The organism is Methylobacterium sp. R2-1 (assembly GCF_014191355.1).
GTDB lineage: Bacteria > Pseudomonadota > Alphaproteobacteria > Rhizobiales > Beijerinckiaceae > Methylobacterium.
This window is the reverse complement of the sequence record NZ_JACHWM010000006.1, coordinates 162,211-183,516: the sequence shown is the minus strand read 5'-3', so window position 1 is coordinate 183,516 and position 21,306 is coordinate 162,211. Positions and strand designations below refer to the sequence as shown.

Genomic DNA, 21,306 nt, shown 5'->3' with positions numbered 1-21,306 from the left:
TGTTGATGAGGGCCATGCCGATCTGTCGCCACTCGATCGCCTCCCCCTCCCGCCCGCCCCGCGAGCGCCCGATCGTTCTGCTGTCGCACTACGTGATCCATCGCCGCCCGGCGCAACGGGCCGCCAACGACAACCGCCGCTCGCGGCTCGCACCGGTCTGGCCCTGGGCTATGGTGGCGGCGGCCGCTCCGGCCGTGACGGCGGCGCTGGTCCTCACGCGCCTGATCTGAATTCCGGGCTATTTTCTCTCCCCCGTCGTCCGCTCCCCCTTGAGCACACGCCGCATCCGGAACGCCGTCTCGTCCAGGGCGTGCGCGCTCTTCATCCAGGCCCGGCCGCCGAGCCGGAACGGCCGCGACAACCGCTCGACTTGCTCCAGTCGCTGACGCAGGGACGCGACCTGCCGCTTCAGGGCGATGCGCTCCACCTTCTCCAGGGAGGGCAGGCCACCGGATCGCTCCCCCGGCCAAGGTTGCGGCTTACCCGGATCTTCTCCGCATCCGCCACGCTGACGAGGGCCCGGCCGAAACCGACCCGGCCCGATCCGGCGATGATCGGATGGCGCCGCTGCGCGCCCGTCTCCGATTGAGCCTTCACGGCCTGTCCTTTCATCGAGGCCGCTGATTGCCAGCCGACAAGCGTATCGGAGGCGTGCCTTTCGAGATTATTTCTCGTCCCAGTATCATCTCAAGGAAATGGGCGACCTCGATCGCGCGCAATCAAAGCAATGGTGGCCTTCGAAAAGGGCTCTCTGCCGCCTGCGCCGACCGAAAATCCCTTATATAACCGATTCTGCCTGATCTTTACGCTCCGACATGGCCGCTGACGGCGCCGGCAGTCGGGCAAGTCCTGTGTCGAACGAGGAACGATGGGGGGCGCGGACGCGGCCCCGGCGCCACACTCGCACGCCCTTCCCCAGCCGATCGATCCGGCGGCCTTTACCTCACCCGGCCCGTTCCCTAGCGTCCGGCCCCATGCCGCTCGTGCCCCCGCCACGTCCTGCGACCTCTGCCGCTGCCGTGCCGCCGCCGGGAGAGCCGGCCCCCTCGGCGTTGCTCCAGGCCAATGCCCCCGAATGGTCGGTCGGCGACCTCGCCGCCGCTCTCAAGCGCACCCTGGAGGACGCCTTCGGCCATGTGCGCCTGCGCGGCGAGATCTCGGGCTATCGCGGGCCGCATGGCTCAGGCCACGCCTATTTCTCGCTGAAGGACGGCACGGCGAAGATCGACGCGGTGGTGTGGAAGGGTGTGCTCGGGCGTCTGCGCCAGAAGCCCAAGGAGGGGCTCGAGGTCGTCGCCACCGGCAAGATCACGACATTCGCCGGAAAATCCTCGTACCAGATCGTCATCGACTCGATGGAGCCCGCCGGCATCGGCGCCTGGATGGCGCTGCTGGAGGAGCGCAAGCGCCAGCTCGCGGCCGAGGGGCTGTTCGAAGCGGAGCGAAAGCAGCCGATCCCGTTCCTGCCGCGGGTGATCGGCGTCGTCACCTCGCCGACCGGCGCGGTGATCCGCGACATCCTCCACCGGCTCGAGGACCGCTTTCCCCGTCCCGTGTTGGTCTGGCCGGTGCGGGTGCAGGGGGAGGGGGCGGCCGAGGAAATCGCCGCAGCGATCCGGGGCTTCAACGCGCTCGCCCCCGACGGAGCCATCCCGCGGCCGGACGTGCTGATCGTCGCCCGCGGCGGCGGCTCGATCGAGGATCTCTGGGCCTTCAACGAGGAGGCGGTGGTGCGCGCCGCCGCCGAATCCGACATTCCCCTGATCTCCGCCGTCGGCCACGAGACCGACACGACGCTGATCGACTTCGCCTCCGACCGCCGCGCCCCGACGCCCACGGGCGCGGCCGAGATGGCGGTGCCGGTGCGCGCCGAACTCGCTGCCCAGATCCACGACCTCGGCGCCCGGCAGGCGGGCACGATGCTGCGGCGGATCGAGCGCGAGCGGGCCGATTTCCGCGCGCTGGTGCGGGCGATTCCCGGCGCCGACGCCTTCCTGGCCGCCAAGCGCCAGCGCCTCGACCTGGCCGACGCGCGGCTGCGGCCGGCGCTCGCCGCCAACGCCCGCGATTCCCGCGAGCGCCTGAACCGCCTCGCCGACCGGCTGACACGGCGATCGCCGGCGATCGCCTTGGCCGAGGCGCGGGCACGGCTCGCCGGTATCGACCACCGCCCGCGCACCGCCATTTCCCGCATCATCGAGCGCCGCCGCGACCGCCTCGGGGCGCAGTCCGGCCTGCTCGGGGCGCTCAGCTACAAGGCGGTGCTCGCCCGCGGCTACGCCCTCGTGCGCGACGCCGACGGGCTGCCGGTCCGCTCGGCCGAGACCGCCGCGAAGGCCGCTCGGCTCCAGCTGCAGTTCGCCGACGACGCAATCTTTGCGCGCCCGGAGGACGCTCCGGCCGCTCCCCTTGCCGACGCCCCGCCGTCGCCGCCACGCCCGAAGCGCGCCCCCCGCCGGCCTGCACCCGAGCCGTCGCCGAAGCTCAAGGAGGCGACGACCGAGCCGCCGGCGCGGCAAGGCTCGCTGTTCTGAAGCGCGAGACGGCGGATCATGTCCGTCCCGCCCCCGTATCACCCCCTCCTTGCACGCAAGGCGGCTTGACCGACCCGGCCACCTCTGCGACCGAGCGGCACGGCTCCTGCCTGACCGGCGGCGGGCCCCGGCATCCCGCAGGAGAGACGCGTGACCACGACGATCGACTCGGACCAGAAGCTCCACCTCGTCTTCGGCGGCGAGCTGGAGGACGTCTCGGGCGTGCGCTTCCGGGACATCAAGGATCTCGACATCGTCGGCGTCTTTCCCGACTACGCCTCGGCCCAGACCGCATGGCGGGCCAAAGCGCAGGCGACCGTCGACAGCGCCCAGACCCGCTACTTCATCGTCCACCTGCACCGTCTGCTCGAGCCGTGATCGGGGCGCAGCAGGGTTCCGCTCTTTGAAACCTTTGTGACGAAACCATTGTGAGGGCTCGGCCCCGCTGGTATGAGCCGCGCGGCCGGATGCTTGTGCGGTCTCGGACGTAATCGTTTCGCGCGCGTCCCGCGAGTGACTGAAAAAGCGAGCCGAGAGACGCCCGGCATGACGTCGTCCATCAAGATCATCGCTGGCAATGCGAGCCGCCCGCTCGCGGAAGCGATCGCCGCCTACCTCGAATTGCCGCTCGCGAGCTGCATGGTCCGGCGTTTCGCCGACATGGAGATCTTTGTCGAGCTGCAGGAGAACGTGCGCGGCGAGGACGTGTTCATCGTCCAGTCGACCTCGTTCCCGGCCAACGACCACCTGATGGAGCTGCTGATCATGATCGACGCTGCGCGTCGGTCGTCGGCGCGGCGCATCACGGCGGTGATCCCCTATTTCGGCTATGCCCGGCAGGACCGGCGCACCTCGGGCCGCACGCCGATCTCCGCCAAGCTCGTGGCCAACCTCATCACCGAGGCCGGCGCCGACCGCGTGCTGACGCTCGATCTCCATGCCGGTCAGATCCAGGGCTTCTTCGACATCCCCACCGACAACCTGTTCGCCGCTCCCGTGATGGTGCGCGACATCAAGGAGCGCCTCGCGCCCGGCGAGCGCATGGTGGTCTCGCCCGACGTCGGCGGCGTGGTGCGCGCCCGCGCGCTCGCCAAGCGCATCGACGCGTCGCTCGCCATCGTCGACAAGCGCCGCGAGCGGGCGGGCGAGTCGGAGGTGATGAACATCATCGGCGACGTCGAAGGCCAGTCCTGCATCCTCGTCGACGACATCGTCGATTCCGGCGGCACCCTGGTGAACGCGGCCGAGGCGCTGCTCAATGCCGGCGCCCGAGACGTGTCGGCCTACATCACCCACGGGGTGCTGTCGGGCGGCGCGGTCTCGCGCATCGCCGCCTCGCGGATGAAGGAACTCGTCATCACCGACTCGATCCTGCCGACGCAGGCCGTGAAGCTCGCCCGCAACATCCGCGTGATCTCGATCGCGCCGCTGCTGGGCGAAGCGATCGGGCGCACGGCGACGGAATCGAGCGTATCGAGCCTATTCACCTGAGCCGATCCCGGCTCACGCCTCCGGACCGGTCCGACGCAGCATCAGCCCGGCGGAGATCGACAGCCAGACAAGGTCGGCGTCGGTCTGGACGCGCAGCTTCGCCTTGATGCTCGAATGGTAGTTCTGGACCGTCTTGGGGCTCAGCGCGAGAGCGTCGGCGATGGCCTCGGTCGTCAGCCCCGAGGCGATCAACCCTAAGATCTCCACCTCGCGCGGTCCCAGGTCCTCGATCGGCGAGCGGCGGCCGGAGAGGCGCTCGGCGGCGATCTCGCGGGCGATGTCCTCGCTGACCGCCTGCCCGCCGCGCATCACCGTCCCCATGGCCGCGACGAGCTCTTGGGGTGGGCTGCTCTTGGTGACGTAGCCGCAGGCCCCGGCCTCGAATGCCTTGAGGGCGAACGGCGTGCCCTGGTGCATCGAGAAGACGAGGATGCGCGCCGCCCGGTCGTAGGCGCGGATGCGCCGGATCGCCTCCAGGCCGCTGGCGCCGGGCAGGCTGAGATCGAGGATGACGATGTCGGGCTTCAAGCGGCGGTAGTCGCGGTAGGCGGCGGCCGCGCTCTCGGCCTCGGCGATGACCCGGTAGCCCGGCTGTCGCTCCAGCAGCTTGCGGTAGCCCGCCCGCACCACGGGATGGTCGTCGACGAGCAGGATCGTGGTGCCGCTCACGCGAAGCGGGCTCCGGCCGGGTCCGCGAAGGGGATGATCGCAGCGATCCGCACCCCGATCCCGCCGGCTGGCCGCTCGATCGACAGCGAGCCGCCGAGCGCGGCGACCCGCTCGCGGATGCCGATGAGCCCGTAGCCAGCCTTAGCCTCCAGCCGCTCGGGCGCGCCGCCGCCATCGTCCTCGACCGATAGGGCGAGGCCGCGGATGGGGTCGTCGCCCTCGACCCGCAGGCGCACCTCGCTCGGGCGGCCGTGGCGGGCGGCGTTGGTGAGGCATTCCTGGGCGATGCGGTAGAGGCTCAACCCCGCCTGTGCCGGCACGTGGCTCAGGCTGCCAACGATGTCGAGGCGGAAGGTGGGGATCGTCTCGGGCACCGCTCCGGTGCGGGCAGCGGCGAGCGCCGCCCCGCGGGCGTTCCAGGTCGCGACCAAGTGGCCGAGGGAGCGCTCCAGCCCCACTGTGTCGAGATCCGGCGGCCGAAGGCGGGCGAGCGTGCTGCGCAGGGTGCCCATCATCCGCTCCGTGATGCTGGAGATCGCGCGGGCGTCCTCGGCGATGTCGGGGCGGTCGCCATCCGTGCCCGCGGCGACGGCGGCGGCGAGCGCGGAAGCCGCCGTGAGGCATTGGCCGAACTCGTCGTGCAGGTCGCGCGCCAGGGCGCGGCGCTCCTCCTCCTGCACTTGGAACAGGCGCCGAGTCAGCGCCGCGCGCTGGGCCGTGGTCTCGGCGAGACGCTGCGTCAGGTCGTTGACGGCTCGGGCGATCAGCGCAAATTCCCGCGCCCGGAAGGCGGGCAGGCGCAGGTCGTAGGCCCCTCCTTCCATCTTGCGCAGACACCGCACGATCCGCTCGGCGGGCATCAGGGCATGGCCGATCGCCAGGGTCGCGAGCAAGCCGATGCCGGCCGCCATCGCGGCGGCGACGCCGACGACCACGCTGACGATGCGCCACGCCTGCCGCGCGGCTGCCCCGTGATCGGCCACCGCGATCACCTGACCGGCGTCGCGGCGGTTAAGTGTGACCGTGCGGGTTACCGGAAGGCTCGGACCGAACAGGGCAGCGTAGGCCGCGTCGAACCAAGCGGGCGGGGCCGCCCCCACCCCCGACCAGCCGCCGCAGAGCCGGCGCGGCGCCTCGTCGGTCCAGGCGAGGCTGACGCAGTAGCCGGGCGCGATGACCCTGAGGGTCTCGGAGCTGCGCCAATCGGGGAAGGCGTATTTGGCGTCCCGCCCCGAACTGCCGCGCCAGGTCAGCTCGCGCCACGCGAGTTCGCGCGCCTCGCGCACCACGCGGTCCGCGGACGCCGCGGCTTCCGCCCGGATTGTCCGGTTCACGTCCCACATCACCCAGGCCGAGGCCGCCGCGAGGCAGAGCGCCACCACGGCGACCACGCGCAGGATCAGTCCCGTCAACAGGCGCATAGCCGGCTTCCTCCACCCTGACGGGAAAGGAGCCGCAGGCCCGGCCCCTTGGCAAGGCGCCCCCCGCAAGATCGGGAAGATCTCCCAACGCCGATCGGGACGCCGTCCCTCCACCGCGAACGGATCTTGAGATCTTCTTGAGAGCGCCCGGCGGCAACGGAACCCGGCCCTCCGCCGCTCGCACGACCGGGCTCAACGACAACAGATGCCTGTGGAGGAACCCCGATGAAACGCGTCTCGCTGCTGGCGCTCACCCTGGCCGCCGGCCTGTCGCCGGCCTCCCTCTCGCCCATCCTTGCCAACGAGGACGTGGCGAAGCGGATTGCCAACCCGGCGGAGCAGGTGCTCCAGACGGTCGACTACGCCAACACCCGCTATTCCAAGCTCGACCAGATCAACGCGTCCAACGTCAAGAATCTGCAGGTGGCCTGGAGCTTCTCGACCGGCGTGCTGCGCGGCCACGAGGGCTCCCCTCTCGTCATCGGCAACATGATGTACCTGCACACGCCGTTTCCGAACCTCGTCTACGCGCTCGACCTCGATCAGGGCGGTAAGATCGTCTGGAAATATGAGCCGAAGCAGGACCCGGCGGTGATCCCGGTGATGTGCTGCGACACGGTCTATCGCGGGCTCGCCTACGCCGACGGGGCGATCATCCTGCACCAAGCCGACACCACGCTGGTCTCGCTCGATGCCAAGACCGGCAAGGTCAACTGGTCGGTCAAGAACGGCGACTCGAAGATCGGCGAGACCAACACCGCCACCGTGCTGCCGGTGAAGGACAAGATCATCGTCGGCATCTCAGGGGCTGAGTACGGCATCCGCGGCCACATCACCGCCTACGACGCCAAGACCGGCAAGCGGGTCTGGCGCGGTTACTCGGTCGGGCCCGACGACGAGATGCTGGTCGATCCGCAGAAGACCACCGAACTCGGCAAGCCGATCGGCAAGGATTCCTCGCTGAAGACCTGGGAAGGCGATCAGTGGAAGACCGGCGGCGGCGCCACCTGGGGCTGGTATTCCTACGATCCGAAGCTGAACCTCGTCTATTACGGCACCGCCAACCCCTCGACCTGGAACCCGAAGCAGCGCCCGGGCGACAACAAGTGGACGATGGCGATCTTCGCCCGCGATCCCGATACCGGCATGGCTCGGTGGATCTATCAGATGACGCCCCACGACGAGTGGGACTACGACGGCATCAATGAGATGATCCTCACGGACCAGAAGGTCGATGGGAAGGAGCGCCCGCTCCTGACGCACTTCGACCGCAACGGCTTCGCCTACACCCTCGACCGCGCCACCGGTGAGCTTCTAGTGGCGGAGAAATTCGATCCGGTGGTGAACTGGGCCACCAAGGTCGATCTCAAGACCGGGCGCCCGCAGGTGGTGGCCAAGTACTCGACCGACCAGAGCGGCGAGGACGTCAACACCAAGGGGATCTGCCCGGCAGCCCTCGGCTCCAAGGACCAGCAGCCGGCGGCCTTCTCGCCGAAGACCAACCTGTTCTACGTGCCGACCAATCACGTCTGCATGGATTACGAGCCGTTCCGCGTCACCTACACGCCCGGCCAGCCCTATGTCGGCGCCACCCTCTCGATGTACCCGGCTCCGGGCTCGCACGGTGGCATGGGTAACTTCATCGCCTGGGACAACATCCAGGGTAAGATCAAGTGGTCGAACCCCGAGCAGTTCTCGGTCTGGTCGGGCGCGCTCGCCACCGCCGGTGACGTGGTCTTCTACGGCACGCTCGAGGGCTACCTGAAGGCGGTAGACGCCAAGTCGGGCAAGGAACTCTACAAGTTCAAGACCGCCTCCGGCATCATCGGCAACGTGATGACCTACGAGCACAAGGGCAAGCAGTACGTGGGCGTCCTGTCGGGCGTCGGCGGCTGGGCCGGTATCGGCCTCGCGGCCGGCCTGACCGATCCGAATGCCGGCCTTGGCGCCGTGGGCGGCTATGCGGGCCTGTCGAGCTACACCAATCTCGGCGGACAGCTCACGGTCTTCGCCCTGCCGAACTGAACCCGATACGGGGCGCGGGCCTTCGATCCGCGCCTCCCACCCAACGCGAGGGGCATGTTTGCGACAGGAACTGGTTCCCGCCCCGCCCGGCGGCGACATCCTCCGGCCCCTCGGCCGGGCGGACGGGAACACGGCGCACTCCCTTCCATGGGAGGCGCCGTTTCTTTTCTCAACCTCAGCAGATCTGGCTCAGCGTATCTCGGCGATCTCGAACTCGTGGTCGTTCACCGTCACGGTGTCGCCGACGCTCTTGCCGGTCAGCGCGCGGGCGAGCGGCGCGACGTAGGAGATCGAGCCGGCCGAGGGGTCGGCCTCGTCCTCACCGACGATGCGGAAGGTCTGGCGCGTGTCGTCCTCGCGCAGCACGGTCACCGTCGCGCCGAAGCGCACGGTATCGCCCTCGAACGCATCGACGAGTTCGGCCGAGTTTTTCCGCGCGCTCCAGTAGCGCAGGTCGCGCGAGAGGCGGGCATGGTCCGCCTTGTCCTGCTGGGGCGAGAGGCCGGACAGCTCCGCCTCTAACCGCGCCACCTCGGCCTCGATCCGTGCGAGGCCCTCCGGCGTGACGTAGTTGGGATGGGAGGAGATGGGGCGGTCGGGAAGATCCTCGAAGGCCTCGCCGCCTTCCGGCTCACGGACGAATGCTCTGCTCATAAGATACGCAATGCTCAAGCCTGCGCCGCGGTTCCCGTGCGCCGGGACGCGGCTCAGCCGATCGCGACGACCGTGCGCCCCCGCACCTGACCGTCGAGCAAAGTCTCGGCGAGGCCGCCGGCCTCTTCCAGGGAGACCGTCCGCGTCATCCGCTGCAGGAGATCCCGGTCGAGGTCGCGCGAGAGGCGGTCCCACGCCTCTCGGCGGGATTTCTGGGGGGTCGTCACGCTGTTGATGCCGAGAAGCGAGACGCCCCGCAGGATGAAAGGTGCGACCGAACTCGGCAGATCCATGCCGCCGGCATTGCCGCAGGCGGCGATGGCGCCGCCACCCCGCGTCATCGACAGGGCGTTGGCGAGCACGCGGCCGCCGACCGCGTCGATCCCGGCCGCCCAGCGCTCCCTTCCGAGCGGACGCGGCTCGCCCGCGAGCGCCTCGCGCTCCAGGATCTCCGCCGCGCCGAGGCTCTTCAGATAGTCAGCCTCGCCGGCCCGGCCCGTCGCGGCGATCACGTGCCAGCCGGCGCGCTTCAGCAGCGCCACCGCCACCGAGCCGACGCCGCCGGAGGCGCCGGTCACCAGCGCCGGCCCGGCCTCGGGCGTGAGCCCGTGCCGCTCAAGGGCGAGAACCGAAAGCATCGCCGTGTAGCCCGCGGTGCCGATCGCCATCGCCTCGGCCGGGCTCAGCCCCGCGGGGAGGGGCACCAGCCAGTCACCGCGCAGCCGGGCGCGCTCGGCCAGCCCGCCGAGATGGGTTTCGCCGACGCCCCAGCCGGTGAGCACCACCGCGTCGCCCGACTTGTAATCGGGATGGGCCGAGTCCTCGACGGTCCCGGCGAAGTCGATGCCGGGGATCATGGGGAAGCGGCGCACCACCGGCATCCGACCGGTCATGGCGAGCCCGTCCTTGTAGTTCAGGCCCGAATGGGAGACCTGCACGGTGACGTCGCCGTCCATCAGGTCGGCCTCGTCGAAGTCGCGCAAGGCGAGGCTCTGACCGGCCTCGCCTTTCTCGATCACCCAGGCCCTGAACGCCGCCATATCCACTCCTCCCCCGCTCGCGCCGGGAAGAGAGCTACGGCAAGCCCGCCTCGAATCAAGGCCGCCGCCGAAGGCGGCCGAGAGCGCGCCCTCAATACCCGTCGTAGATGCTGCCTTGCGAGAAGCCCAGGCCCACCGCGATGTCCGCGGAGGAAGCGCCGGCAAGGCCGAAGGCGTCCGGGATCGAGCCGACTCCGAGGGGGCCGTAGCCGGGACCGGAGCCGAAATCCGGCCCGGCAGCGGGCGCGGCGGCCGGCACCCAGGCGGCGCGAGCGGGCTGCACCAGAATGCGGCGCTGCGTGGTCGCGTAGACCGGCGGCAGGGTCTGCGGGATCGCCTCCGGCGGGCGCACGAGCACGCGGCGGGTCTGCACCGCGTAGCGCGGCGGCGTGGTGACCCAGCAGCCGACGAGTTGGCCATAGGCGTCCGTGCGCGTCTCCCAGCGGCGACCGCCGGGCGCAACCAGCACCCGCTCGGTCACCGTATCGTAGACCGGCGGCGTCGTGCGGTAGACGGTGCGCGGCGGCTGGACCAGTACCCGTTCCGCAACGGTGTCGTAGATCGGCGGCGTCACGACGCGGCGATAGCACTCGGCGCTGACGCAGCCTCCTCCGGCCTGCGCGGGCACGGCAAAGGCGGCCACCGAGGCAGCAGCAAGGGCAAGGGAGGGGAAGAGGCTCGGGCGGAGCAGGGGGGCGGCCATGGAACAACCTCGGAACACGACGCGACGTCAGAATGACCTTGGCGCCACCGCGAGCCCCGACCGGGACTTGCATGGCATGCCATTCGACGTGCAGAAAGCGGCCAAGGCTGCCTGTCGGACAAGCTCAATTGTCGAAGACAGTAAAATTAACCAACGGCTAAGACTACGCAGATCTGAACACGGCGGCTCGACTTCGAATTCATGCTGACAGGCGGGTTCGGACAGAGACCGGGGCAGGAGCGAGGGCGTTGCCGAAAAGCCCTCCGCGCCGCGCAGGGGAGGGCGGGCGGTAGGGCGCGCTTGTCAGCCCACCGGCCAGGGGCTAGAGCGCTTCCAAATCGGGCGGCGGCGGCGCCCGGAACGCTTGAAACCGCCGCATCAGGGGATCCCATCCGCGAGCGGGTGGCGGGCCGGCGAGGAGCGCGCCCGACCCCGCCGAGGTAAGCGGCAGACAAGCGGATTTTGAGGACCGAACGGCCCATGACCTACGTCGTCACCGACAACTGCATCAAGTGCAAGTACATGGACTGCGTCGAGGTGTGCCCCGTGGATTGCTTCTACGAGGGCGAGAACATGCTCGTCATCCATCCCGACGAATGCATCGATTGCGGCGTCTGCGAGCCGGAATGCCCCGCCGAGGCGATCAAGCCCGACACCGAGGGCAACCTTGAGAGCTGGCTGAAGCTGAACGCCGACTACGCCAAGACCTGGCCGAACATCACCCAGAAGAAGGATGCGCCCGCCGACGCCAAGCAGTGGGACGGTGTGAGCGGCAAGCTGGAGGCACATTTCTCGCCCAATCCCGGCTCGGGCGACTGACCGCCTCGGCTCCGCGGCGGAGATGCCCTCCGGAGCGAAGCGGCCTCTCGCCGCAGGCCGCCACTCCGGATAGGATATTCGAACGCGCCACGGCCTCCCCCGAAAGATCCGCCGGATGCGCCGGCGACGCTCTTTCCGAGCCGTGCAAAACCTTCGATCCTCCCAGGCGGAGACGCGTTCGCGCGCCGGCAATCCTTTGATTCGCCGGCCCGTTCGTGCTATATGAGGGCTTGCCGTCGCTCACGCCCGATGCGCCCCCCTCCTCTCGCTCACGAGGCGAGTTCCATCTTCCTGGAAAAGAGGTTGGCTGCGATCGACCGCCGGAAGCATTTCGCTCCCGGCGCGTTCTTTCGTGTGGTGGGAGCAACGCGAGAGCCCGGGAACCGGCCAGCGCCTTGATGGCGCGCTGCCGGACAGGGGCAGGCGCCGGGTGTCCCGCCCCGGAGGTGACGAGCGTGCGGGCGTGGACGCGCCCCGCGTGGATGACAGTGGAGGCTCATTCCGCATGACCACAGCCAAGAAGACGACGGTAGCAGGCCGCCAAGGCTTCAAGACCGGCGAGGCGGTCGTGTATCCGGCGCATGGCGTCGGGCGGATCACTGCGATCGAGGAACAGGAGATCGCGGGCTACAAGCTCGAATTGTTCGTCGTCTCGTTCGAGAAGGACAAGATGGTTCTGCGCGTGCCCACCGCGAAGGCCAACAGCGTCGGCATGCGCAAGCTCGCGGAGCCCGAGCTCGTCAAGAAGGCCCTCGACGTGCTGACCGGACGCGCTCGCATCAAGCGGACGATGTGGTCGCGCCGGGCGCAGGAATACGAAGCCAAGATCAATTCCGGCGACCTGATCTCGGTGACGGAAGTGGTGCGTGACCTCTATCGCTCCGAAGCTCAGCCCGAGCAGTCCTACAGCGAGCGCCAGCTCTACGAAGCCGCCCTCGACCGAGTCGTGCGCGAGATCTCCTCGGTGAACAAGATCACCGAGACGGAGGCGCTCAAGCTGATTGAGCAGAGCCTCGCCAAGTCGCCGCGCCGCGCCAAGGCCGACGCGGAAGCCGATGCCGAGGGCGACGACGACGTGCAGGAGGAGGCTGCCTGAGACGGCGCCACTCCGCGAATCGCGCCGCTGCACGATTTGCATTTGTTCATCCAGAGGGTCCGGCATCACGCCGGGCCCTTTTTTCATGCGCCGCCCGTAGAGCTCTTGATCATTTCGCCTTCGGCGCCACGCGCCCGCAGGGAACAAGCGTCGCACGGATGTGTTGTGCCTCTGCCACGGATGGCTTGCCCCTATGCCCGGCTCGGCGTGTCGCCGACCAAAGGGCTCAAGCGGGCTGATCCGAAACGCTCGAACCAAGAATGCTCGAACGAGAGAGGCGGGGATGGCAGAGATCGCGGGGATGCGGCGTCAGTTCATTCGGACAGCGATGGAGGCGCCGTTCCTTGCGAGGGAAGAAGAACGCGGGTTGGCAGTGGCCTGGAAGGAGGCGCGCGACGAGCGCGCCCTGCACCGCCTGATCTCCGCACATATGCGCCTCGTGATCGCCCTCGCCGGCCGCTTCCGCCATTACGGCCTGCCGATGGCCGACCTCGTCCAGGAGGGGCATGTCGGCCTGATGGAGGCGGCCGCCCGGTTCGAGCCGGAGCGGGATGTTCGTTTCTCCACCTACGCCACGTGGTGGATCCGCGCCTCGATCCAGGACTACATCCTGCGCAACTGGTCGATCGTGCGCGGCGGAACCAGTTCCGCGCAGAAGGCGCTGTTCTTCAACCTGCGCCGCCTGCGCGCCCGACTGATGCAGTCGACCGAGGAGCAGGTCGGCTCGGAGATCCACGGCCGGATCGCCAGCGCGATCGGCGTCTCCCGCGAGGACGTGGCGCTGATGGATGCGCGCCTGTCCGGCCCGGACATGTCGTTGAACGCCCCCGTGGGCGAGGAGAGCGAGGCGTCCTCCGAGCGGATGGACTTCCTGGTCGATAGCGCTGCCCTGCCCGATGAGACGGTCTCGGCGCTGGTCGATGGCGAGCGGCGCCTCGTCTGGCTGCGACAGGCGCTGACCGTGCTCTCCGAGCGCGAGCTGCGCATCTTGCGGGAACGGCGTCTCGCCGAGGATCAGGCGACCCTCGAAGCGCTGGGCCACCGTCTCGGCATCTCGAAGGAGCGCGTCCGGCAGATCGAGAACAGGGCCCTGGAGAAGCTGCGCCGGGCCCTCGCCGAGAAGTTCCCGCAGGCGCCGAGCAGCGTCTACGCCTGAATTCCGGATCGGTTCGATGGAAGGAGGACGCCGCAGCGGCGTCCTCTTGCCGTTCGGAGTGTCTTCAGGAGAGGGCGGCGCGCTCGACGGAACGATCCGGCGCGCGCGCGCTGCCGCGGCGCGTATCACCCGAGGCATTGGCAAGCACGGCCGCAAGCCGTTTCGTGGCGAAATCGATGAAGCTTCGTGCCTTCGCCGGCAGGAGACGCGAGGTGGTCACGAAGTAGACGGGCGTCGCCGGCAGATTCCAATCCGGCAGCACGCGCTGAAGGCGGGCCGTGGAGAGGTCGTTGTCGACGTTGATGACGTTGGCCCGGGTCAGCCCCTGTCCGGCCACGGCGAAGCGCCGGGCGAGGCTCAGCGAGTTGCAGGACAGAGGACCGCCCACGGTGATCGCGACGGACTCGCCACCGCGGCTGAGCGTCCAGGTCGCGGAGGTGCCCTGCATCGGCAAGATGACCTGATGCTTCTCGAGATCGAACGGCGTCATCGGCGCGCCGCGCTCGGCGAGGTAGGCGGGTGAACCGAAGATGCCGTTCTCGACCTCGGCGACCTTGCGCACGATCAGCGACGTCTCACGAGGCTCCTCGATGGCAACGGCAAGATCATAATTGTCGCTCACCAGATCGACGGGCGCCGGCTTCAGGTCGACATGGACGTGGATGTGCTCGTGGAGAGCGGAGAACTCCGTGATCACCCCCGACAGATGGCGCAGCACCCAGAAATCCGGCGGCGCCGCGATCTTGAGAAAGCCGCTTGGCCCCTTGGCCACGGCCATCATGTCGTCGAAGGTCCGCTGCGCCTCATCGACGAGGCGGGAGACCTGCGCGAGGTAGGCTTCGCCGTAGGAGGTCAACGCCAGCTTGCGGGTGGTGCGATCCAGAAGCCGCAGCCCTACCGTCGACTCAAACATCGTAATTCGGCGCGACAGGGAGGAAATCGGCATTCCGAGCGCCGCGGCAGCCTGACTAAAGCTTTTTCTTCGGGCGACTTCGACGAAGAGAGCCATGTCGCGCAGCAGTTGAGGATGCGGCATCTTTGCGCGGTCCACCCAGTCATTACGTGACTGCGCACCCGGCCGCTGAACGGAAGCCACGCGCAACCCTCCTCGCGTCTATCACATCCGCTTATAACCACAGCGAGCATCGCGGAGTTCGCGCGGAAAAATTGTTTCGCCTGATGGAAAAATGCTTCTGCAATCCTTAATTGCAAAACACGATCCGCCACTCGATATCGAGGGAGGCCGCATCAAGGAGTGAGCTGCGGCGATGCGAGGCTGCTCACCCCTCCGGGGCGAACGCGATCCAGTCCCGGCCTGAATCACCCCTGGTGCGGCACGATTTGCTCCTTGCCCAACTTGCCCAACAAGGCGGCCGCGCGGGGAGCTGCGCTCGAGCCGACAGGCATCGGAGCATGCGATCAGGGCCGAGAGGTGAGATGGGCGGTGCGGAGGACGGCCGGTAGGCTCGCATCGCCCCCCGCGCCGCACCGCCATCGCCCAAGGCATGAAATTTTTTGAATATCCTTATTTTACATCATCTTAGGCATAGTTTGATCGCGCCTTCAGGGCTCAAATGGCTATCCTTTTCCGAAAGAACCGCCACGAAAGGCGGCGACCCGCTTGCGACCATGAAAAGTGCCGGCTATAAGCCCGCTCGCCGGCCCTCGGGGGGCGGCATCGGAGTGTAGCGCAGTCTGGTAGCGCACCACGTTCGGGACGTGGGGGTCGCAGGTTCAAATCCTGCCACTCCGACCAAGCAAGAAGAGAAGCGCCTGAAAAGGCGTCGAGAGATGAAAATAGGGCGCCCGTAGCTCAGCTGGATAGAGCACCAGACTACGAATCTGGGGGTCAGAGGTTCGAATCCTTTCGGGCGCGCCACTCTCTTCTCGAGTGATATCAATCAGTTAGCAAGGTGCTGGTCAGACGCGATCGGAGTGCCTTTGCAGGCCGACGACTAGCAAACGACTGAAATTCGGCAGTTGGTGGTTTGAGGGCTGCCCGCAGAGTTGAGCCGGCCTTTACAGGCAGCCTCCGCCGGAGCCGCTCATCCCGGGCGTTGGCCGGCTTCGCTGTTGGTCCTTCGGGGCTGTGGAGATAAGCGGCCATCAATCGTCGTAGCGCAGTCAGCAGCCTTGCATGGTTTGGTGGCTGCTGGTGCGCCTGGCGCCATGGATTGCGTGGAGCGCCGCACCTTGCCGTCTCGGGCAGGCCCAAGCGCCCCTGATACCGGCACATAGCCGCCGCACACTGTCTGCTACTGCACGGGACGTGGCCGTCCACGCGATGTAGCCCCCCTCACACTCCTGACACCCCTCCCCATGCCCCCCCCGCCGGTTGGGGCCCCCTTGGGGCGCCTCGCACGCGGAGTGTCTCTACCGCTACGCATGTCTATGGGCGCACAGGCTGCGTCCGCCCGACCTCACTTTATACCCCGTACCCGGGCGAGGTCCAAACCAAGCAACACCATAAAAAATATAGAAATTTTCTGACAATCTCAATCCATACCCCAATGTGTAAAGTAATGCAGCCGACTCATCCGCGGTCGTTCATGTTTTGTACTTTACGTGAGAGCGAACATCGGTGCACATTCTGAATCGCAGGCGGGAATACGGCGTGCGCCTGACGACGCGAGGTTACCGATGAACAAAGAATGCTACCCCGATGATGCTGACAGGCTGCTGTCGGACCCGGAATTTCGTCGCCGGTTGGGCGGGATCGGTCGCACCAAAGCTTGGCAGATGCGGCGCGACGGCGAGGTCCGATACGTACGGATCACATCACGCCGCATCGCCTATCCGGCCTCAGAAGTTTGCCGTCTCATCGCGGAGCGCATGGCGGGAGGTCATACAGACAGGCCGCACAGGCGGCCCTTCGTCTAATCGAGCCCGCTGATCTTACAGCGAGCAAGACCATCTGTCAGGGTATGGCCTCTATCGCTGCTAATGGCGATTGATGAGGATAGAGTATGGAAGCATTTGAAAATAAGCAGCAGCGCGATTTTACGTCTCTGCTGAGTAGCCCACTGCGGGATCGCATTGTCAGCGAAAACGAGACGGCCACGTACCTCGGCGTGTCTTCCCGTACCTTGGGGAGATGGCGGGCCGATGGGGTCGGTCCGGCGTGGATCGCGCTCGGCGAGAAGCGCATCGGCTATAGGCAGAGCGACCTAACATGCTACGTCGAGACGAACCGCGTCGAGCCCGCCGCGGAGTTGCGTCATGGTTGAGCCGTCCGCATTCCCACCCGTGCCGGTGCCGTCGCACGGCGTGCCCACGGGCGTCTTCCGGCATGACGAGTTGCAATTTGGCCTCGCCGCACTGACCAAGCGTGATCGGCTCGGGGACGCGCTCAACGTGCCGCCCGTTTGGCGAGACAAGTTCGGCAGCTTCGGCCAATTCGGTCCCGTCTGCGGGGTGCATCTCCGCGCCGCGGACAACAGCGCGGCGGAGCAAGCCTACATCCTCGCCGGCCGTGTGGACGCAGCAGACATGCGTGCGCTGTTTAATACGGTCAGCACGGGCGTTCTCGACATGCCCACGCATGCCGATATCCGGTCGGTGCGCGGCATTCCGGTGAAGCTGCCCTTTCTCCCGGTCGCCCATCACAACGGCTTCCCGGAAGGGTACGCGTACGAGGATGAACTGCCTTGGGCTGAGGTTAACTTGCGCTTCAGCCGCGCGAACGCCGTCCCACTCTACGTCTTCGGCTACAGCCCGGCCGAGTGTTGGGCGGTGTGGTTCACCGACTTGCCCGATTTCCTCCACGGAGACGTGAAGCGGGCCCGGGCCTATAACAGGCTCACTCGCGCCTTCGCGGAGGCTGTGAGCGGTACAGCCGCGCCCGAACCGCTCCTCACAACGCTGCCGCTCCCCGGTGCCTGCGACGTTCGCCTTCACGGAGGCGGGAGCTTCACCCACGTGCCGAACAAGGTTTTGGACCTATCAGCTCACGGCGTGCGCGGCGTGCAGCAGTCCTATGGAGCCCGGTTCGAGGATTTGGAGGCTGTGCTTGAACGGATCAAGGCCGTGCCGCCGAGGAGGGCCGCCGCCTGACAACAAAATGATACTAACCCAATATTCCGTTTTTTCCGACACCTCGAAATTCCGTCTTCTCAAACAAAATCACCGGCAGACAAAGAGCAGGGCGAGGTTCTGTCCTCGCCCTGCGGAAGTCAGCCTGATCGGATGTATCTAAGCGGAGTAAATTTAGGCGATGGGCGCTCAAAAGGCAAAGGAAAATACTCTTGGAAATACCTTTGGCTGCAATCCGTGGCCGCAGTACGGAGTGGTGGCTGCGGCCGGGGGATGGCGGGTTGTCTTGATTGAAGCCGGTCAGAAAGGACCGCGCTTGAAAGGATGGCAGCTCCGCAACGTTCCGCACTCTGCCGAGATCAGGGCGTGGGCAGACCGCGCTACAGCTAGCATGGGGCTCATCCTCGGCCGTCATGCCCGACTTCCCGAGAACGAGCACGTGGTCGCTCTCGACTTGGACGTGATGAACCGCGCGGCCCAACGCGCCGTACTCGCGATCGTGCGGCGCTACGCCCCGGGAGCGCCCCTGCGGCACGGGAACCGGGCAAAAGCGGGAGCCGTCTTCGTCCGCGTCCGCACTGAGGAAGGCGAGGCAGTGTCGTTGCGGCAGGGGAGCAAGTTTCGGTTCACTGACACGCCTGACGGCAAGGCGGAGATGGTGGAAGTGCTCGGCGCCGGCCGTCAGGCAGTGATCCACGGCATGCATCCCTCGGGGGTGCCCTACGAGTGGGAGCGGGGGCGCAGCATCGTGGAGATGGAGCCGACCGAACTCCCGCACCTAACCGTGGCGCAGCTCGAAGCGATGATCGCAGAAGTTGACGCTGCGATGGTAGTCGCAGGAGGTGCTCCGGCGCAGCAGGCTCAGTCGGCTGCGCGCATGACCGGCCGCAATCTAATGAGTGAGACCACTGCCGAGCACCCATCGCTGCCGGAATGGGCGGCTCGCGCGCTGCTGCGTGCCCTCGGACAGGTGCGAAACGACCTCGACCGCGGGACGTGGGCGAACTTCAGCAAGACCATCGCCCGCTGCTGCCGCGAGGCTGTAGGCGACGAAGCCGTCTTTGACGCCCTGCAGGAGTTTCAGGACCGAGAGGAATCTCGCCCCGGCACCGCCGACCCGGAGGCCCTGCAGCGGGTTCTCGTGGAAAGCGAGCCGCCCGCCTATCTCGGGCTGCAGGAGGCCGTGCACCTGATGCGTAAGCACGGGTGGGCGGACGGGGCGACCTTCCTCGCCAAGCTCGACTTCACGGGCATGCCGATCAACGACAACGACATGCCGGGCAGCACCGACAGGTGCCCGCGACCGGTGCTCCTACAGGATGCAGATATTGCAGCGGTGCTCGACGCCTTTGAGGCATCGGTGGTTGAGCGCCACCTGCCGCTCTATCAGCGCGGCGGACCGGTCACAGTGGCCCGAAGCCGCTATCGCGACAGGTGCGGCCGTGAGGCGAGCGCGAGCGGCCTGCACATTATGACGGTGGCAAACCTGACGGAGTTCGCTTCCCGGCACTTCGACGTGCGCCGACCGGGGCGGAAGGGGGCCGAGGTGCCTGCCGTTCTCGCAAATCAGATCGCATCAGCCTATCTCGATCGCGGGCAGTGGGACTTGCCGACGATCGGCGCGCTCGTGCAGGCGCCGACCTTAGCGCGGTCGGGTCGCATCGTGTCAGCACCGGGCTTCGACCCGGAGAGCGGCGTCTACCTCGCCGAAACGCTGCCCGGCTTCGTGGCGCCGGATTCGACGAAGTGGCTGAACGAGGCGGACGCGCGCCGGGCAGCGAGGGCCGCGCTCGATATGATCGCTGCGCTGTTCTCGCACTACCGCTTCGCTACCCCGGCGGATCGCAGTGTGGCGCTCGCGGCCCTGCTGACGCCCTTCGCCGTTCACGCCGGCGTGAGGGGACCGTTGTTCGCCTTCAACGGCACCGGGCCGGGCGTCGGCAAGAGCAAGCTCGTTGACGCCATCGCCGTGTTGCTGACCGGGGCGCGGGCGCAGTCCATGACGCAGGGGGTCTCGGCCGCTGAGTTCGAGAAGCACCTGTTTGGCAAGGTCCTCGAGGGGGCTCCGCTGCTGAACATCGACAATGTGGAGCAGCCGCTTGAGGGCGACACACTGAACGCGGTGCTGACGCAGGAGCGGCTCTCGATCCGGCCGCTCGGCACGTCGCGTACGGTCACGGTCGAGCATCGGCTGACGCTCTGCGCCACGGGCAACAACCTCGTGGTCCGTGGGGACATGGCGCGGCGGGTGCTGACCTGCCGGATCGATCCGGGGGTGGAGCGTCCCGAATTGCGGACATTCCCCTTTGACCCGGCCGAGAGAGCAGCAGCCGAGCGTTCGGCACTCGTGCGGGCCGCGTTGACGGTGCTCGCGGCTCACGCGCACTGCGGCTTTCCTGGCGTGCTGAAACTGCCATCCGCCTACGGCAGCTTCGAGGAGTGGTCGCGCTACGTTCGCGCGGCGCTCGTGTGGCTCGGCGAGGCCGACCCACTCGACGTGACCGCGAGCTTGCGTGAGGCCGATCCGGTGCTGACACGCCTCGGCGCCGTGCTCAGCGCCCTCGCAGGTGCAGTCGGATATGGGGCACCGTTCGGCGCTCGGGACATCCTGCCGAGTCCCGCGAGCAGCGAATTCGAAGTGCCGACCGGTGAGGGCGCCTTAGCACCGCGGCCGATGCTCACGATGGCGCTGCGTGAGGCGCTTGCGGAGGAGCGGATCGGGCGCGGCGTCGCGGATGCCGCCGCGGTCGGGCGCTACCTCGGCAAGCATGAGGGGCGCGTGGTGGACGGCTTGCGTCTCGACCGCGCCCGCAACGATGCCAAGCGCGGGCACCTCTACCGCGTCAGCCGCGCGACCGAGGTCAATCTGCAGCCGGGGGTGGGGGATCAGGGGGATAATGGGGGACTTTTCAACCCCTCCCGAGAAGTCGAACTCTGAAGAGAAGGTGATAATAATATGGGAACGACGAAAAAATCCCCCCGAATCCCCCAACTCCCCCATCTCCAAATTACCGGCGAAGCAAACCGCCCCCTGCTATCAGGCGGGATCAGGGCCGAGCTGCCCCCCGTGCCGATTCCCGTGCGCGAGTCCAACGGGCGCTTCCGACGCGGCGCCCCGTCGCCGAACCCGAGCGGTAGGGCACCAATCGCGCCGGAGGTGAAGGAAGCAGCGCGCGTGCACACAACAGCGATGCTCGCAGTCTTAGTGGAAGTCGCCATGGACGGCGCTGCGCCCCCGGCTGCACGAGTTGCTGCGGCGAACGCCGTACTTGATCGCGGCCACGGAAAGCCGATGGCAAATCTTCAAGCCAAGGTCGCAAACGTGGATCTAGGTGCAATGCACCTTGCCGCACTCAAAGAGCTTTCCCTCAACCCTACGGCAAGGACGCAACCCGAATAGGTGGACGCTGTCTCACAATCGTAGCGGATGCCGCCCAAAAGTAGCTAAGTGGCAGATTGAGGCTAAGGCGCTACGCCACCTCCCTTCGGCAGCCCTATCGGCATAGCGGCCACCACGAATCCACCGCAGACCACCGGTTTGAAACGGTTACGGCCCCGGCGCATGAGCCGTGGGCCGTACCTTTCATCCTCTTCGCTGGAGCCTGAGGAGTGCCGCCGCTCAATGCCGCCGAGATCGAGCGGATTTTTAACGGGAAAAGCGCCACA

General features: G+C 67.5%; 18 protein-coding genes and 2 tRNA genes. 13 read left to right on the top strand and 7 right to left on the bottom strand.

Annotation, left to right across the window (positions count from 1 at the left end; translation table 11 throughout):
* Positions 1 to 14: 14 nt before the first annotated feature.
* Complete coding sequence (locus tag FHU13_RS10800) at positions 15 to 230, top strand: hypothetical protein (RefSeq protein WP_246714603.1); 216 nt, start codon at positions 15 to 17, stop codon at positions 228 to 230.
* An 8-nt stretch (positions 231 to 238) separates the two neighbouring features.
* Here the strand turns inward: FHU13_RS10800 and FHU13_RS10795 are convergent, their stop codons facing one another.
* The gene (locus FHU13_RS10795) at positions 239 to 427 is read right to left on the bottom strand and encodes a hypothetical protein (protein WP_183435850.1); all 189 of its coding nucleotides are present in this window, start codon (positions 425 to 427) and stop codon (positions 239 to 241) included.
* 547 nt (positions 428 to 974) lie between these two features.
* Here FHU13_RS10795 and xseA point away from each other — a divergent pair.
* The 3 genes from xseA (at position 975) to FHU13_RS10780 (ending at position 4,025) form a co-directional block, all read left to right on the top strand.
* Positions 975 to 2,534 carry an exodeoxyribonuclease VII large subunit gene (gene xseA, locus FHU13_RS10790; protein ID WP_183435849.1) on the top strand — a complete coding sequence of 520 codons (1,560 nt, stop codon included), beginning with the start codon at positions 975 to 977 and terminating at the stop codon, positions 2,532 to 2,534.
* A gap of 150 nt (positions 2,535 to 2,684) precedes the next feature.
* On the top strand, positions 2,685 to 2,912 hold the full coding sequence (locus FHU13_RS10785) for a DUF4170 domain-containing protein (protein WP_183435848.1): 228 nt from the start codon (positions 2,685 to 2,687) through the stop codon (positions 2,910 to 2,912).
* A 168-nt stretch (positions 2,913 to 3,080) separates the two neighbouring features.
* Entirely contained in the window at positions 3,081 to 4,025 is a 945-nt protein-coding gene (locus FHU13_RS10780; protein ID WP_017484291.1) for a ribose-phosphate pyrophosphokinase, read from the top strand.
* A 12-nt stretch (positions 4,026 to 4,037) separates the two neighbouring features.
* On the opposite strand, the gene FHU13_RS10775 is transcribed toward FHU13_RS10780, so the two are convergent.
* Complete coding sequence (locus tag FHU13_RS10775; RefSeq protein ID WP_183435847.1) at positions 4,038 to 4,694, bottom strand: response regulator transcription factor; 657 nt, start codon at positions 4,692 to 4,694, stop codon at positions 4,038 to 4,040.
* Positions 4,691 to 6,115, bottom strand: a complete 1,425-nt coding sequence (locus FHU13_RS10770) for a sensor histidine kinase (RefSeq protein WP_183435846.1) — start codon at positions 6,113 to 6,115, stop codon at positions 4,691 to 4,693. The genes FHU13_RS10775 and FHU13_RS10770 overlap by 4 nt, the downstream gene beginning before the upstream one ends.
* A 225-nt stretch (positions 6,116 to 6,340) precedes the next feature.
* Between FHU13_RS10770 and FHU13_RS10765 the strand changes: the two genes are divergently transcribed.
* Positions 6,341 to 8,140 (top strand): methanol/ethanol family PQQ-dependent dehydrogenase, encoded by a 1,800-nt coding sequence (locus FHU13_RS10765; RefSeq protein WP_183435845.1) that lies wholly within the window; start codon positions 6,341 to 6,343, stop codon positions 8,138 to 8,140.
* A 189-nt stretch (positions 8,141 to 8,329) separates the two neighbouring features.
* On the opposite strand, the gene greA is transcribed toward FHU13_RS10765, so the two are convergent.
* The 3 genes from greA to FHU13_RS10750 all read right to left on the bottom strand — a co-directional run bounded on the left by greA (position 8,330) and on the right by FHU13_RS10750 (position 10,537).
* Positions 8,330 to 8,794, bottom strand: coding sequence for a transcription elongation factor GreA (greA, locus tag FHU13_RS10760; protein ID WP_183435844.1), 465 nt, complete (start codon positions 8,792 to 8,794; stop codon positions 8,330 to 8,332).
* Positions 8,795 to 8,847: 53 nt separating this feature from the next.
* A complete protein-coding gene (locus tag FHU13_RS10755; protein WP_183435843.1) occupies positions 8,848 to 9,834 on the bottom strand; it encodes an MDR family oxidoreductase in 987 nt (328 codons plus the stop codon).
* 91 nt (positions 9,835 to 9,925) lie between these two features.
* Positions 9,926 to 10,537, bottom strand: a complete 612-nt coding sequence (locus tag FHU13_RS10750; RefSeq protein ID WP_183435842.1) for a hypothetical protein — start codon at positions 10,535 to 10,537, stop codon at positions 9,926 to 9,928.
* A gap of 480 nt (positions 10,538 to 11,017) precedes the next feature.
* Here FHU13_RS10750 and fdxA point away from each other — a divergent pair, with 480 nt between their 5' ends.
* From fdxA to FHU13_RS10735, 3 genes are all read left to right on the top strand, one after another.
* On the top strand, positions 11,018 to 11,356 hold the full coding sequence (gene fdxA / locus FHU13_RS10745; RefSeq protein WP_017484287.1) for a ferredoxin FdxA: 339 nt from the start codon (positions 11,018 to 11,020) through the stop codon (positions 11,354 to 11,356).
* 505 nt (positions 11,357 to 11,861) lie between these two features.
* Positions 11,862 to 12,452 (top strand): CarD family transcriptional regulator, encoded by a 591-nt coding sequence (locus FHU13_RS10740; protein WP_183435841.1) that lies wholly within the window; start codon positions 11,862 to 11,864, stop codon positions 12,450 to 12,452.
* 283 nt (positions 12,453 to 12,735) lie between these two features.
* Positions 12,736 to 13,608: an RNA polymerase factor sigma-32 gene (locus FHU13_RS10735; RefSeq protein ID WP_183435840.1), complete on the top strand. Its 873-nt coding sequence runs from the start codon at positions 12,736 to 12,738 to the stop codon at positions 13,606 to 13,608.
* 64 nt (positions 13,609 to 13,672) lie between these two features.
* Here the strand turns inward: FHU13_RS10735 and FHU13_RS10730 are convergent, their stop codons facing one another.
* On the bottom strand, positions 13,673 to 14,704 hold the full coding sequence (locus FHU13_RS10730; protein WP_312889580.1) for a LysR family transcriptional regulator: 1,032 nt from the start codon (positions 14,702 to 14,704) through the stop codon (positions 13,673 to 13,675).
* A gap of 583 nt (positions 14,705 to 15,287) precedes the next feature.
* Here FHU13_RS10730 and FHU13_RS10725 point away from each other — a divergent pair.
* The 5 genes from FHU13_RS10725 (at position 15,288) to FHU13_RS10705 (ending at position 20,578) form a co-directional block, all read left to right on the top strand.
* Positions 15,288 to 15,364 (top strand) — tRNA-Pro (locus tag FHU13_RS10725).
* 46 nt (positions 15,365 to 15,410) lie between these two features.
* A tRNA-Arg gene (locus FHU13_RS10720) sits at positions 15,411 to 15,487 on the top strand.
* Between the two features lie 1,087 nt (positions 15,488 to 16,574).
* Entirely contained in the window at positions 16,575 to 16,835 is a 261-nt protein-coding gene (locus FHU13_RS10715) for an AlpA family transcriptional regulator (protein WP_183435838.1), read from the top strand.
* Complete coding sequence (locus FHU13_RS10710; RefSeq protein WP_183435837.1) at positions 16,828 to 17,661, top strand: hypothetical protein; 834 nt, start codon at positions 16,828 to 16,830, stop codon at positions 17,659 to 17,661. Before FHU13_RS10715 ends, FHU13_RS10710 begins: the two co-directional genes overlap by 8 nt.
* Positions 17,662 to 17,821: 160 nt before the next feature.
* Positions 17,822 to 20,578 carry a bifunctional DNA primase/polymerase gene (locus FHU13_RS10705; protein ID WP_246714601.1) on the top strand — a complete coding sequence of 919 codons (2,757 nt, stop codon included), beginning with the start codon at positions 17,822 to 17,824 and terminating at the stop codon, positions 20,576 to 20,578.
* Positions 20,579 to 21,306 lie beyond the last annotated feature (728 nt).